Source organism: Streptomyces sp. SD15 (assembly GCF_054462255.1).
The window spans coordinates 99,569-113,002 of sequence record NZ_JBTLMO010000028.1; the positions used below are offsets into that span (position 1 = coordinate 99,569).

The 13,434-nt window shown below is 70.0% G+C and carries 14 protein-coding genes and 1 pseudogene; 3 read left to right on the plus strand and 12 right to left on the minus strand.

What is annotated here, in order from left to right; all coding sequences use genetic code 11:
- Positions 1-12: 12 nt before the first annotated feature.
- The 4 genes from ligA to ACX28W_RS26160 form a co-directional block, all read right to left on the minus strand.
- Positions 13-2,208: an NAD-dependent DNA ligase LigA gene (ligA, locus tag ACX28W_RS26145; protein ID WP_459001856.1), complete on the minus strand. Its 2,196-nt coding sequence runs from the start codon at positions 2,206-2,208 to the stop codon at positions 13-15.
- A gap of 15 nt (positions 2,209-2,223) precedes the next feature.
- Positions 2,224-3,231 (minus strand): methionine synthase, encoded by a 1,008-nt coding sequence (locus ACX28W_RS26150; RefSeq protein ID WP_459001858.1) that lies wholly within the window; start codon positions 3,229-3,231, stop codon positions 2,224-2,226.
- A gap of 171 nt (positions 3,232-3,402) precedes the next feature.
- Positions 3,403-4,101, minus strand: a complete 699-nt coding sequence (locus tag ACX28W_RS26155) for an SDR family oxidoreductase (protein ID WP_459001859.1) — start codon at positions 4,099-4,101, stop codon at positions 3,403-3,405.
- A 7-nt stretch (positions 4,102-4,108) separates the two neighbouring features.
- Positions 4,109-4,648 (minus strand): LOG family protein, encoded by a 540-nt coding sequence (locus tag ACX28W_RS26160; protein ID WP_459001861.1) that lies wholly within the window; start codon positions 4,646-4,648, stop codon positions 4,109-4,111.
- A gap of 50 nt (positions 4,649-4,698) precedes the next feature.
- On the opposite strand from ACX28W_RS26160, the gene ACX28W_RS26165 reads away from it, so the two are divergent.
- Positions 4,699-5,022, plus strand: coding sequence for a DUF427 domain-containing protein (locus ACX28W_RS26165; protein WP_362081224.1), 324 nt, complete (start codon positions 4,699-4,701; stop codon positions 5,020-5,022).
- An 80-nt stretch (positions 5,023-5,102) separates the two neighbouring features.
- Here ACX28W_RS26165 and mnmA read toward each other — a convergent pair whose 3' ends face one another.
- On the minus strand, positions 5,103-6,230 hold the full coding sequence (mnmA, locus tag ACX28W_RS26170; protein WP_459001863.1) for a tRNA 2-thiouridine(34) synthase MnmA: 1,128 nt from the start codon (positions 6,228-6,230) through the stop codon (positions 5,103-5,105).
- A gap of 134 nt (positions 6,231-6,364) precedes the next feature.
- Between mnmA and ACX28W_RS26175 the strand changes: the two genes are divergently transcribed.
- Positions 6,365-7,069 (plus strand): N-acetylmuramoyl-L-alanine amidase, encoded by a 705-nt coding sequence (locus ACX28W_RS26175; RefSeq protein WP_459001864.1) that lies wholly within the window; start codon positions 6,365-6,367, stop codon positions 7,067-7,069.
- A 65-nt stretch (positions 7,070-7,134) separates the two neighbouring features.
- On the opposite strand, the gene ACX28W_RS26180 is transcribed toward ACX28W_RS26175, so the two are convergent.
- Genes ACX28W_RS26180 through ACX28W_RS26190 form a run of 3 tightly spaced genes read right to left on the minus strand, consistent with a single transcriptional unit; the run spans position 7,135 to position 8,814 of the window.
- Positions 7,135-8,304 carry a cysteine desulfurase family protein gene (locus ACX28W_RS26180; protein WP_459001866.1) on the minus strand — a complete coding sequence of 390 codons (1,170 nt, stop codon included), beginning with the start codon at positions 8,302-8,304 and terminating at the stop codon, positions 7,135-7,137.
- A gap of 54 nt (positions 8,305-8,358) precedes the next feature.
- Entirely contained in the window at positions 8,359-8,625 is a 267-nt protein-coding gene (locus ACX28W_RS26185) for a DUF4190 domain-containing protein (RefSeq protein ID WP_362081239.1), read from the minus strand.
- 21 nt (positions 8,626-8,646) lie between these two features.
- Complete coding sequence (locus tag ACX28W_RS26190) at positions 8,647-8,814, minus strand: hypothetical protein (protein ID WP_362081242.1); 168 nt, start codon at positions 8,812-8,814, stop codon at positions 8,647-8,649.
- Positions 8,815-8,959: 145 nt separating this feature from the next.
- Here ACX28W_RS26190 and ACX28W_RS26195 point away from each other — a divergent pair, with 145 nt between their 5' ends.
- The gene (locus tag ACX28W_RS26195) at positions 8,960-9,586 is read left to right on the plus strand and encodes a TetR family transcriptional regulator (RefSeq protein WP_459001868.1); all 627 of its coding nucleotides are present in this window, start codon (positions 8,960-8,962) and stop codon (positions 9,584-9,586) included.
- 242 nt (positions 9,587-9,828) lie between these two features.
- Here the strand turns inward: ACX28W_RS26195 and ACX28W_RS26200 are convergent, their stop codons facing one another.
- The 4 genes and pseudogenes from ACX28W_RS26200 to ACX28W_RS26215 form a co-directional block, all read right to left on the minus strand.
- Complete coding sequence (locus tag ACX28W_RS26200) at positions 9,829-10,713, minus strand: thioesterase family protein (protein WP_459001869.1); 885 nt, start codon at positions 10,711-10,713, stop codon at positions 9,829-9,831.
- A 71-nt stretch (positions 10,714-10,784) separates the two neighbouring features.
- Positions 10,785-11,450, minus strand: a complete 666-nt coding sequence (locus ACX28W_RS26205; protein WP_459001871.1) for a trimeric intracellular cation channel family protein — start codon at positions 11,448-11,450, stop codon at positions 10,785-10,787.
- Between the two features lie 57 nt (positions 11,451-11,507).
- Positions 11,508-12,836 (minus strand): annotated as a pseudogene (locus ACX28W_RS26210) (M1 family metallopeptidase).
- Between the two features lie 394 nt (positions 12,837-13,230).
- The coding region (locus ACX28W_RS26215) for a hypothetical protein (protein ID WP_459001872.1) at positions 13,231-13,434 on the minus strand (204 nt) is incomplete at its 5' end.

Below are 13,434 nucleotides of genomic sequence, written 5' to 3' on the forward strand. Positions count from 1 at the left end.
GGCCTTCACCCGCTACTCCTCGGTCGGAAGCGCGACTTCCGCGGCAGCTTCCGGCCCTTGTTCGAGAAGCACCGCGAAGCCCTCCTCGTTCAGCACCGGAACCTTCAGCTGCATCGCCTTGTCGAACTTGGAACCAGGATTGTCGCCTACCACCACAAAAGATGTCTTCTTCGAAACAGAACCGGTCACTTTCGCTCCCCGGCTCTGCAGGGCTTCCTTCGCGCCGTCCCGTGTGTGGTGTTCGAGCGTGCCGGTGACGACGACGGTGAGCCCTTCGAGCGGACGCGGCCCCTCGTCCTCGCCGGACCCCTCGTCCTCCATACGGACCCCGGCCGCCCGCCACTTGCGCAGGATCTCCCGGTGCCAGTCCTCGGCGAACCACTCCTTGAGCGAGGCGGCGATGATCGGGCCGACTCCCTCGGTGGTGGCGAGCTCCACTTCGGTGGCCTGGTCGATCCGGTCGACGGAGCGGAACTCGCGCGCCAGCGCCTCGGCCGCCACCGGCCCGACATGACGGATCGACAGACCGGTCAGGATCCGGGCGAGCGGGCGGTCCTTGGCCGCGGCGATGTTGTCCAGCATCGCGACGGCGTTCTTCTTGGGCTCGCCCTGCTGGTTGGCGAAGACCGTGGCGATCTTCTCCTCGCCCGTCTTCGGGTCGCGCTTGGGCAGACCGCTGTCCTGGTCGAGGACGTACGCCTTGATGGGCAGCAACTGCTCGATGGTCAGGTCGAAGAGGTCGCCCTCGTCGGCCAGCGGCGGGTCCGCGGGCTCCAGCGGCTTGGTGAGGGCCGCCGCCGCCACGTATCCGAAGTTCTCGATGTCGAGCGCCTTGCGGCCCCCGAGGTAGAAGAGCCGCTCGCGCAACTGAGCCGGGCACGAGCGCGCGTTCGGGCAACGCAGGTCGATGTCGCCCTCCTTCATGGCGCGCAGCGGCGTCCCGCACTCGGGGCACTCGGCCGGCATCACGAACTCCCGCTCGGTGCCGTCCCGCAGGTCGACGACCGGGCCGAGGATCTCCGGAATGACGTCACCGGCCTTGCGCAGCACCACCGTGTCGCCGATCAGGACGCCCTTGGCCTTCACCACGTCCTGGTTGTGCAGGGTGGCGAACTCGACCTCGGAGCCCGCGACGGTGACCGGTTCGACCTGCGCGTACGGCGTGACGCGGCCTGTGCGGCCCACTCCCACACGGATGTTGATGAGCTTGGTGTTGACCTCCTCGGGCGCGTACTTCCAGGCGATGGCCCAGCGCGGGGCTCGCGAGGTGGAGCCGAGGCGGCCCTGGAGCGGGATCTCGTCGAGCTTCACGACGACCCCGTCGATCTCGTGCTCCACGGAGTGCCGGTACTCGCCGTAGTACTCGATGAACTCCCTTACGCCGTCTAGGTCGTCGACCACCTTGGCGTACCGCGTGGTCGGCAGGCCCCAGGAGTGCAGCAGCTCGTACGCCTGGGACAGGCGGGCGAGGCCTTCGAAGCCCTCCAGCGCGCCGATGCCGTGGACGACCATGTGCAGCGGACGGGTCGCGGTGATGCGCGGGTCCTTCTGGCGCAGCGAACCCGCCGCCGCGTTGCGCGGGTTGGCGAAGGGCTTGTCACCGGCCTCCACCAGGCGGGCGTTGAGCTCCTCGAACTTCTCCATCGGGAAGTAGACCTCGCCGCGGATCTCCACGAGGTCGGGGACGCGGTCGCCCTCGAGGCGGTCGGGGATCTCCGTGATCGTACGGACGTTGGGAGTGATGTCCTCGCCCGTGCGGCCGTCGCCTCGGGTCGCCGCGCGCGTGAGGCGGCCGCGCTCGTAGGTGAGGTTGACCGCGAGGCCGTCGACCTTCAGCTCGCACAGGAAGTGGTGGTCGGAGGTGCCCACGTCCTTGGCGATGCGCTCGGCCCAGGCCGCGAGCTCCAGGTCGGAGAAGGCGTTGTCGAGCGAGAGCATGCGCGAGCGGTGCTGGACGGAGGTGAACTCGGTCGCGTACGCGCCCGCCACCTTCTGGGTCGGGGAGTCGGGGGTGCGCAGCTCGGGGTACTGCTCCTCCAACGCCTCCAGGGAACGCAGGAGCTTGTCGAAGTCCGCGTCGCTGATGACCGGCTGGTCCTTCACGTAGTACCGGAAGCGGTGCTCCTCGATCTGCTCAGCGAGCTGCGCGTGCTGCTCCCGTGCCTCGACGGGCAGGGAATTGGGCTGTGCGTCCTTGTCGCCGGCCACCGTGTTGTCCTCCCGTTACTCTGGGTTGTCCGCGAGGGATTTCGCCGCCCGGGCGCAGTGGGCGAGCGCCCGGCGTGCGTACTCCGGGGAAGCGCCCGCGAGTCCGCACGACGGAGTGACCGTGACCGCCTCCGCGAGAAGTCCCGGATGCAGCCCCAGCCTGCGCCACAGCGTCCTGACACCCATGACGCTACCGGCAGGGTCTGACAATGGGCCGTCCGTGCCCGGCACCACACCGGCGAAGAGCCGGGTGCCGCCCTCCACCGCCTCGCCGATCGCCTCGTCGTCACGTTCGGTGAGCAGCGAGAAGTCGAACGAGATCGCGGCGGCGCCCGCCCGACGCAGCAGGGCGAACGGGACGTCGGGCGCGCACGAGTGCACCACGACCGGGCCGTCGGCGTGCACGCCCGTGACGTCCCGCAGCGTCGACTCCACCAGTTGCCGGTCGACGGCCCGATGGGTCCGGTATCCGCTGGCGGACTTGACCTGTCCGCGCAGGACCGCGATGAGCGACGGCTCGTCGAGTTGCAGCACCACCTGGGCGCCCGGCACCCGGCGCCGTACCTCCTCGAGATGCGTGCGCAGCCCCTCGGTGAGCGAACCGGCGAGGTCCCGGCAGGCCCCGGGGTCGGAGAGCGCCACCTCGCCGTTCCTCAGTTCCAGCGCGGCGGCCAGCGTCCAGGGCCCCACGGCCTGCACCTTCAGCGGCCCCTCGTACCCCTGCGTGAACTCCTCCAGGGCGTCGAGGTCTTCGCCCAGCCACGACCTGGCCCGCTTCGTGTCCCGCCCCGGCCGGTCCCCGAGCCGCCACCCGCTGGGTTCCACGCGCGCGAACAGCTCGACGAGCATCCCGGCGGTCCGCCCGATCATGTCGGCGCCGGGGCCGCGTCCGGGCAGTTCCGGCAGATACGGGAAGTCGTCGAAGGACCCGGTGACCGTCTTCGCGGCCTCCCTGGCGTCCCCGCCCGGCATGGACCCGACCCCGGTCGCGGGACCGAACCTGAACTCGCTGTTTTCGCTCACCCCGGAAGCCTACGTAACCCTCCGGGGGGGGTGGGGTCGTCCGGTGGGCGGCGTCGGTGTGGGCGCCGTTCCTGGGGGCTGCCGCCCCCCGACCCCCGCGTCGGCCTGAAGGGCCTCGTCCGCAAACGCCGGACGGGCTGCGCACAGCCGACCGGCGCCTGAAAAACATCGTTAGCGTCCCGGTCGTACCGTCACGTCGTTGATCTCCGCGTCGCGCGGCAGGTCCAGGGCCATCAGGATCGTCGCCGCGACCGACTCCGGGTCGATCCACTTCGAGGCGTCGTACGGCTTGCCCTCCTGTTGGTGGACCTTGGCCTGCATGGGGCTGGCGGTGCGGCCGGGGTAGACGGAGGTGACGCGGACGCCGTTCGGGTGCTCCTCCTCGCGGAGGGAGTCCGCGAGGGCCTTCAGGCCGTGCTTGGAGGCGGCGTACGCGGACCAGTCGGCGTGCGCGTCGAGGCCGGCGCCGGAGTTCACGAACACCACGTGCCCCTGGGTGACACGGAGTTGCGGCAGAAAGTGGCGGGTCAGCTCGGCGGGGGCGATCAGGTTGACGTTGAGCTGATGGCGCCAGGCCTTGGGGGTCAGCTCTCCGACCGGGCCGAGGTCGACCACGCCCGCGATGTGCAGGAGCGAGTCGATCCGGTCGGGCAGACTCTGGTGCGAGAACGCCCAGGAGAGCTTGTCGGGGTCCGCGAGGTCGCCGACGAGGGTCTTCGCCCCCGGGTACTCTCCCGCGAGCTCCTTCGCGCGGCCCGCGTCGCGCGCGTGCAGCACGAGTTCGTCCCCGCGCGCGTGCAGGCGGCGGGCGACGGCGGCGCCGATGCCGGAGCCCGCCCCGGTGATCACATGTGTAGCCATGGACGCCATGCTTGCATCACCGGGTCCCGAACGACTCCTCCAGGTAGGCCAACGCGCCCACCGGCTCCTCGGCGAAGAACACCAGGTCGGTGAGCGGGCGCGGCAGGAAGCCTTCGGCCTCCATACGGCGGAACTGCTCCTTCAGGCCGTCGTAGAAGCCCGCCGTGTTGAGCAGCACCACCGGCTTCTCGGTCTTCCCGTGCTTCTTCAGCTCCAGGATCTCGGTCGCCTCGTCGAGCGTTCCGGTGCCACCCACCATGATCACGACGGCGTCGGCCTTCTCCAGGAGCAGAGCCTTCCGCTCGGCGAGGTCCCCGGCGATCACCATCTCGTCGGCGCCCACCCGCGCCTTGGCCGCCAGGAAGTCCACGGAGACGCCCAGCAGCCGCCCGCCCGCCTCCTGCACACCGTCGGCGACCACCTTCATGAGACCGACGTCGGAGCCGCCCCACACCAGCGTGTGGCCGCCTTTGCCGAGGAGTTCGGCGAACTCCCGTGCGGGCCGCGTGTAGCGGTCGTCGAGGTCGGCGGCGGAGAGGAAGACGCAGATATTCATGCGCCTACGGTACGAGGGAAGAACCCGGGGCCCCCGCGTGCTGTCCAGATATGGCTGAAGGACACACGATCACCATCGAGCAAGGCACCCAGCGCGTACGCGTCGTGCACGGCGACCAGGTCTTGGCGGAGAGCGACCGTCCGCTGCTCCTGCGCGAGACCGGCCTTCCGGTGCGCTACTACCTGCCTCCGGAGGACGTCCGCCTGGACCTGCTGACGCCTTCCGACACCCACACGCACTGCCCGTTCAAGGGCGACGCGTCCTACTGGTCACTTCCCGACGCTCCCGACCTGGTCTGGGCGTACCCCGAGCCCAAGCCGGACGTGGCCCGGATCAAGGACCACCTCTGCTTCTACGAGGTGGAGGTGTCGTAAACGAACCAGTAGGACCGGTAGGACCGGAAGGACCAACCAGAAGGACAGATAGGACCGACCAGTAGGACAGGGAGGACCAATCAGACGGACGCCGTCGCGCGCGTGGTCGTCGCGATCGTCGCCGAGCCGACCACGCGCGTGCCGTCGTACAACACGATCGCCTGGCCGGGGGCGACCCCGCGCACCGGCTCCCTGAAGGTGACCTCGAGGGAGCCGTCGACCAGCTCGGCCGCCACCTCCGTCTCGCCGCCGTGGGCGCGGAGTTGGGCGGTGTAGGTGCCGGCACCGGTGGGCGCGGCACCGCACCAGCGGGGCTTGATCGCCGTCAGCCCATGCACGTCCAGGGACGCCGCGGGGCCCACCGTCACCGTGTTGTCGACCGGGGAGATGTCCAGGACGTAGCGCGGCTTGCCGTCGGCGGCCGGGGTGCCGATGCGCAGACCCTTGCGCTGGCCGATGGTGTAGCCGTACGCGCCCTCGTGGGTGCCGATGACCGCCCCGGACTCGTCGACGATGTCGCCCTCCGCCTTGCCCAGGCGGTTGGTCAGGAAGCCCTGGGTGTCGCCGTCGGCGATGAAGCAGATGTCGTGCGAGTCCGGCTTCTTGGCGACGGCGAGGCCGCGGTGCTCGGCCTCGGCGCGGATCTCGTCCTTCGTGGTGAGCGTGTCGCCGAGCGGGAACAGCGCGTGCGCGAGCTGACGGTCGTCGAGGACACCGAGGACATACGACTGGTCCTTGGCCATGTCGGAGGCGCGGTGCAGCTCGCGCGTACCGTCCTCGTTCACGATCACCTTCGCGTAGTGGCCCGTGCAGACCGCGTCGAAGCCGAGGGCCAGGGCCTTGTCCAGGAGCGCCGCGAACTTGATCTTCTCGTTGCAGCGCAGACAGGGATTCGGGGTGCGCCCCGCCTCGTACTCGGCGACGAAGTCCTCGACCACGTCCTCGCGGAAGCGCTCGGCGAGGTCCCACACGTAGAACGGGATGCCGATGACGTCCGCGGCGCGGCGGGCGTCGCGTGAGTCCTCGATGGTGCAACAGCCACGCGCGCCGGTCCGGAACGATTGCGGGTTCGCCGACAGGGCGAGGTGTACACCGGTCACGTCGTGCCCGGCTTCCGCGGCGCGGGCGGCGGCGACGGCGGAGTCCACACCGCCGGACATGGCGGCGAGGACGCGAAGGGGGCGGGAACGCTGCGAGATCTCAGTCATAGCCCCTCCAGAGTACGGGGCCGCGGGAACCGAAGCCCGCCAGTATCCGTTGAAGATCGCAACGGGGAGCAACGGGGAGCAATCCGGGATGACATCGACGGGGGGACGGAAGCGATGAATGACGGAAGCGATGAATGACTGAGGCCGCGGAGGAGACGAAGGGGCACAGGCGCAAGGACGGCGACCGCCGGATCGGGCGGCGGGCTCTGCTCATCGGCGGGGCGGCGGCTGCCGTGGGTACCGCCGTACTCGCGCGGGACGAGCTCGGGCACCTGTGGTGGCGGCTGCCGAGTGTCGAGAAACCGCGCAAGGAGGGCGAGGTCGACTTCCGCGGCGCCCAGTGGGTGGCGGCGTCGGCTGCGAACTGGCGGCGCGCGGACCGGCCCGACGACTACCGGGTGGACCGGGTGATCATCCATGTCACCCAGGGCGGGTACCGAAGTGCCGTCAAGGTCTTCCAGGATCCGGGGCACGGCGCGGCCGCGCACTACATCGTCCGCAAGGACGGGCACATCGCCCAGATGATCCGCGAACTGGACGTGGCGTTCCACGCGGGGAACCGGGAGTACAACGAACGGAGCGTCGGCATCGAGCACGAAGGCTTCGTCGAGGAGGCCTCGTCGTTCACGGACGCGATGTACGAGGCGTCGGCGCGGCTGACGGCCCGGATATGCGCGCGGTACGACATCCCTGTCGACCGCGAGCACATCATCGGCCACGTGGAGGTGCCGGGCACGGACCACACGGATCCCGGGCAGTACTGGGACTGGGACCGGTACATACCGCTCGTACGACAGGCACGTACCGCGGCGGAGCGGGCGGACGCGGCCGGGGCGTAGCCGACTCGAGTGACCCAATCGTGATGCTGTGAGCCACGCCCGTGACCCGGGTGGGCGCGGCGGCGTCAGCTCAGGCCCGCCGTTCGCGCCCGCTCCACCGCCGGTCCGATCGCCTTCGCCACCGCCTCGACGTCCGCCTCCGTGGAGGTGTGGCCGAGAGAGAAGCGGAGGGTGCCGCGGGCCAGGTCGGGGTCGGTGCCGGTGGCCAGCAGGACGTGGCTGGGCTGGGCGACGCCGGCCGTGCACGCGGAGCCGGTGGAGCACTCGATGCCCTGCGCATCCAGCAGGAGCAGCAAGGAGTCGCCCTCGCAGCCCGGGAACATGAAGTGCGCGTTGGCGGGCAGGCGGCCCGCGCGGTCGGGGTCGCCGCCGAGGATCGCGTCGGGCACGGCCGCGTGCACGGCGTCCACCAGGTCGTCGCGCAGGGCGCCGATCTCCCGGGCGAACCACGCGCACTGCTCTGCGGCGAGCCGCCCGGCGACGGCGAACGACGCGATGGCGGGCACATCGAGGGTGCCGGAGCGGACATGGCGCTCCTGCCCGCCCCCGTGCAGGACCGGTACGGGGCTGTACTCACGGCCGAGGAGCAGCGCGCCGATGCCGTACGGCCCGCCGATCTTGTGGCCCGAGACGGTCATCGCCGCGAGACCGGAGGAACCGAAGTCGACCGGGACCTGGCCGAAGGCCTGGACGGCGTCGGCGTGCAGCGGGATGCCGAACTCGGCGGCGACGTCGGCCAGTTCACGGACCGGCAGCACCGTGCCGATCTCGTTGTTGGCCCACATGACCGTGGCGAGGGCGACGTCGTCGGGGTTGCGGGCGATGGCCTCGCGCAAGGCGTCCGGGTGGACGCGGCCGTACGCGTCCACCGGGAGGTACTCGATCGTGGCGCCCTCGTGTTCGCCGAGCCAGTGGACGGAGTCGAGCACGGCGTGGTGCTCCACGGGGCTGGCGAGGACGCGGGTACGGGCCGGGTCGGCGTCGCGGCGGGACCAGTACAGGCCCTTCACGGCGAGGTTGTCGGCCTCGGTGCCGCCGGCGGTGAAGACGACCTCGCTGGGGCGGGCGGCGAGGGCGTCCGCGAGGGTTTCGCGGGCTTCCTCGACCGTGCGCCGGGCTCTGCGGCCGGCGGCGTGGAGGGAGGAGGCGTTGCCCGTGATGCTCAGCTGGGCGGTCAGTGCCTCTACCGCCTCGGGGAGCATCGGCGTGGTCGCGGCGTGGTCGAGATAAGCCATGGTGGCCCCGATTCTACGGGCCCTCACTCCACGGCCTCGGCCTCGGCCCTCAGCCTAGAAGTTCCAGGACACCGTGCTGTCGAAATGCATGAACGCCAGCAGTACGAGCAGGTCGGCGATGCCCAGCCCCAGACCGAGGAAGGCGCGGCCACGGCGGGTCGTGCCGCGCCGGAGGGCGACGGAGGCGAGGACGATGGCGATCGGGCCCAGGAAGAGGTTCAGGACCAGCAAGCCGAGGAGGCCGAGGATGAAGGAGGCGACGGCCATACCGTCGGCGTCCCGGGCGGCGGTCCGACGGGCGGGGGTGGCGGTGAGTTCCATGAGGGGGTCAGCTCCCGGCGGTCAGTTGGTGGAAGTGCCGCGCCGGCGGGCGTTGCGCTCGCGTACGGCGAAGACGGCGAGCCAGATGCCGATGACGGTGGCGGCGACGAGGGTGACGGGCAGCGGGGCGTGAGCCACGGTGCCCATGACGACACCCAGCAGCAGGAGGGCGGCGACGAGGAACAGCATGAGATGCCTCTCGACGGTGACTCCCCGTATGTTTCGGGGACTTGACGACTCAGTGAACGGTTGTAGTAACACTTGTTCACTGACTCCCGAGTCTAGCGCTCCCCTCGACTTTTCAATCACAGAGAACAGTTGTTAACTGCATGGCATGAGTCACACTCTCGGCGTCCGGCAGGCCCAGAAGCAGAAGACCCGGCAGGCACTCCTGGACGCGGCGTTGGAACTGCTGGAGGAGCAGAGCCTGAGCAGCCTGGGCCTGCGCGAGGTCACCCGCGCTGTCGGAGTCGCCCCGACCGCCTTCTACCGGCACTTCCGCTCGACGGCGGATCTCGGCGTGGCGCTGGTCGAGGAGGCGCTGGGCAGCCTGCACCCGATGATCGGCGAGACGGTGTCCGCGGCCGGCGACAGCGCCGAGCGCATCGAGCGCGCGGTCCAGCTGATCGCCCACCACGTCGAGACGCACCCCGCGCACGTCCGCTTCATCGCGCGCGAGCGGCACGGCGGCGTGCAGCCGGTGCGGGCGGCGATCAGTGAGCAACTGGCCCGGTTCACCGCGGAGGTGAAGGTCGAGTTGGCCAAGCACCCCGAGTCGGAGGGGTGGAGCGACGGCGATCTGCTGATGCTCGCAGGCCTGTACGTCGACCAGATGCTCATGACGGCCTCGCTCTACCTGGAGGCACTGGAAGCGTCCAAGGAGGAGCGGGACCGGGTGGCCCACGTGGCGAGCCGGCAGATGCGGCTGATCAGCATCGGCCGCCGCAACTGGCTGAGGTGACGCACCCGTTACCGACTACGCCACCCCTGGGGAATGCGGTCCGGATCAGCCCTGAGCGGCCTGCTGCCCCTGCCCCGGCCGCCCACCGCAGTTGCCGCTGTTCGGGGACGACGTGGTTCCCTGTGGATCACTCGCCCAGCCCACGACTCAACCGGCCCCGTACGACCCCGTGATGGCGAACGCCGACCCCGAAGGAGCCGGCGTTCACGGTTGGTCGGCGGCCTGGCCGGGCCGAGGATCGCTCAGCCGAGCCGCACCCGGGCGAGCTGTCGGGACTGCGCGACGAGCCGGTCCGCGCTGTCCCAGACTTCGGCGTCCTCCTCCAGGAAGCCACCGGCGAGGTTGCGCGTCTTGATCGACACCCGCAGCGGACCCGGCGCCGGACGGCACCGCACGTGCACCGTCAGCTCGACCGTCGGCACCCAGCCGGACAGTCCGAGTTCGAAGGCGGTCGGCGGCAGCGCGTCGACTGCGAGGAGCAGCGAGAGAGGGTCGTGGTCGCGACCGTCGGCGAGCCCGAACCAGGAGCGCATCTCGCCCTTCCCGGACGGCGCGCCGAGGGCCCAGCCCAGGGTCGACGGGTCGAGCTTGAGCATCAGCCGGTCGGTGATGGCGGAGCTGCCGTCGACCGGGGTCGGTCCGCCCTCGGGCCCGAAGCAGTGCTCCATGGGCGGGAACTCGGGCGGCGTGGCCGACGTGCGGACGTCGTCGGGCAGGGTGTCGAGATCGCCGTACGAGGCGAGCACGCGGATCCGTTCGACCTCGCGGCCTTCGTCGTCGTACTGGAAGAGCGAGGCCTGCCCCGTCGACAAGGTCCGCCCGGTGCGGACCACGTCCGTGCGGACGACCGCCGGTCCCGGCTGGGACGCGGTCAGGTAGTGCGCGGAGATGGTGAACGGGTCGGCGTGCGGCAGAGCGTCCGCGAGGGCGCGGCCGAGGACGGCCAGCAGATAGCCGCCGTTGACGGCGCTGATGATGGTCCATCCGGCCGACAGATCGATGTCGTAGACGCCGGGTTCGCGCCGGGTGACCGCGGTGTCGCGGTCGAACTCACTGTCGCCGATGGTGGCCTGTACGGCGGTCCCTGTGGCCGTCCGTGCGGCCTGTATCGAAGCTGCTTCTGGCATACCTGAACGGTACAACAGGAAATTACTAAGCAGTAGCTTTTGCTGTTTCGGCCATGTGAAGCCTTCCGCGCCTACGGAGTCTCGACCTCCGTCGCCGTCGAACGGCGGTTCCACGCGCGCGGTGCTCGCCAGTGGAACCGCATCGCGAGCAGTCTCAGTACGAAGGCGGTGACGGCGGCGAGGCCGCTGGTGAAGGTCGTCAGCGCGTCGTAGCGGATGCACAGCGCGACCATGATGGCACCGACCATCGCCGGAACCGCGTACAGATCGCGGTCCCAGCGCAGCAGCGAGGGCACCTCGTTGGCGAGCACGTCGCGCAGCACTCCGCCACCCACCGCGGTGGCCAGTCCGAGGGCGGCCGACGAGGTCAGGCCGAGCCCGTACTCGTACGCCTTTATGGTGCCGGCGACGCAGAACAGGCCGAGTCCGGCCGCATCGAAGACGTTCACCGCGCCCTGGATGCGCTCCACCTGGGGGTGCAGGAAGAAGACGAGGAGGGCGGCGAGCAGTGGGGTGCTGAAGTAGCCGAGGTCGGTGAACGCGGCCGGCGGTACGGCCCCGATGATCAGGTCCCGGAAGATCCCTCCACCCAGGGCGGTGACCTCGGCGAGGACGGCGATGCCGAAGACGTCGAAGTTCTTGCGGACGGCCAGCAGCGCGCCGGAGATCGCGAAGACGAAGATCCCCACGAGGTCGAGCTGATGCTGGACGGAGGGACTGAACAGTTCCTGAAGCACCTGGACATTCTCACCCGTGAGCGGGCGTGCGCCTTACAAAGAAAGGCCTGGAAACGCCTACAGGGCGGGTTTCCCTGTGGTGAACAGCCAGGTCTCGAAGAGGTCGTCGAGCTGCCGGCCGGACACCTTCTCGGCGAGCTGGACGAAGTCGGCGGTGTCGGCGTTGCCGTAGCGGTGCAGCTTCGTCCAGGTGGGCAGCAGCTTGAAGAACGCGGTGTCGCCGATGCGCTCGCGCAGCATCTGGAGCGTCATCGCGCCGCGCTGGTAGACCGCCGAGGCGAACATGGTGTCGCGCTGCGGGTCGCCGACGACCGTCTGCCAGAAGGGCGCGTCCGCGGGCCGCGCGTTGTAGCCGGCCAGGAAGGAGTCGTGCGCCGAGCGGATGCCCTTGTGCTCGGACCACAGCCACTGGGCGTAGGTCGCGAAGCCCTCGTTGAGCCAGATGTCCTTCCAGCGCTCCACCGTGACGGAGTCCCCGAACCACTGGTGGGCCAGCTCGTGCACGATCGTCGACTCGGAGCGTACGGCCGAGTACACGGGCTTCGACTGCACCTCCAGCGAGAACCCGGCCGCCGGCATGTCGTCGACGATCGCGCCGGTCTGCTCGAAGGGGTACGGCCCGAAGACCTGCGACCAGTAGTCGGTGGCCTCGGCCGTGACGGCGTACACGTCGACGGTGTTGTCGTCCGCGAGTACGGGGTCGATGGCGACGTAGACGGGTGTCCCGGCCGGGGTCGTCCCTGTCCGCACGTCGAACTATCCGATGGTCGCGGTCGCGAGATAGGTCGCCATGGGCTTGCTCTCGCGCCAGTGAGTGACGGTCTGGCCGCCCTTGTCGTACGTCGAGACGAGGCGACCGTTGGAGACACCGGTCAGGCCCTTCGGTGCCTTGATCCGGATGTCGTACGTCGCCTTGTCGTCGGGGTGGTCGCTGGACGGGAACCAGGTGGAGGCGGCGTTCGGCTCGCAGGCGACGAAGACGCCGTCGGGGGTCTTCATCCAGCCGTAGTTCGAGCCGAAGACGATGAGGCCGCCGAGGGGTTCGGGGACGCCGCCGTACGTGACGGTCACCGTGAAGGTCCGCCCCTTCGGCAGCGTGCCGTGCGGGGTGACGCGGATCTCGTCGCCCTCGCGCGTGAAGCCGGCGCGTCTGCCGTTCACTTCGACCCGGGTGACCTCCAGCTGCTGGAGGTCGAGATCGAAGGAGGAGAGGGACTGGGTGACGCGGGCCGTGATCGTCGTACGGCCGTCGAGGCGGTCGGTGTCCGGGTGGTACGCCACGTCCAGGTCATAGTGGCGGGCGTCGAAGCCGCCGTTGCCGAGCTGGGGGAAGTAGGAGTCGCCGATGCCGTCGGCGCCCGGGGTCGGGGCGGAGGAGGCGGCGATGACGAGGAAGGAGGCCGCCGCGGTCGCGAGGGCCCCTAGGGCCTGTCCGGCGGATCATGCCGGAGACGCGGGGTCCGGCACGCCGATCTGCGGCGTTGTCGTCGGTTGCCGACTCCCCCAAGTTCTCGGCTTCGCTCGAACAGGGGGGACCCCCATCGCGTCGACGCCCTCCTCCGCCTTGCAGCTCGACGCACCACACCCCGCTCACCTGCGCCGACAAGGCACCGCCACTTCCCTCCGACCTGATCCGCCGGACAGGCCCTAAACGTGCCGAACGGGAGAGTGCCATGAGCGTCCCTTTCGAACGTGTTCTGATCGGTCCTGATCAGCTGGACACGCGAGACTCTGCACTCTCCCGTTCGGGCATGTTCATGACTTGCCCAATCGTCATGGCCTACTTGTCAGTTGACTCCTGACCATCGGCTTCCGCGGGCGCCTTGGCGGCGGGCGTGACGGGGGCGGACGCCTCGACGGGCGCGGACTCGTCCGCCTCGGCGGACCCTGCGTCTTCGGCGGGCGCGTCGGCTTCGGCTTCGGCTTCGGCTTCGGCTTCGGCTTCGGCTTCGGCTTCGGCTTCGGCTTCGGCTTCGGCTTCGGC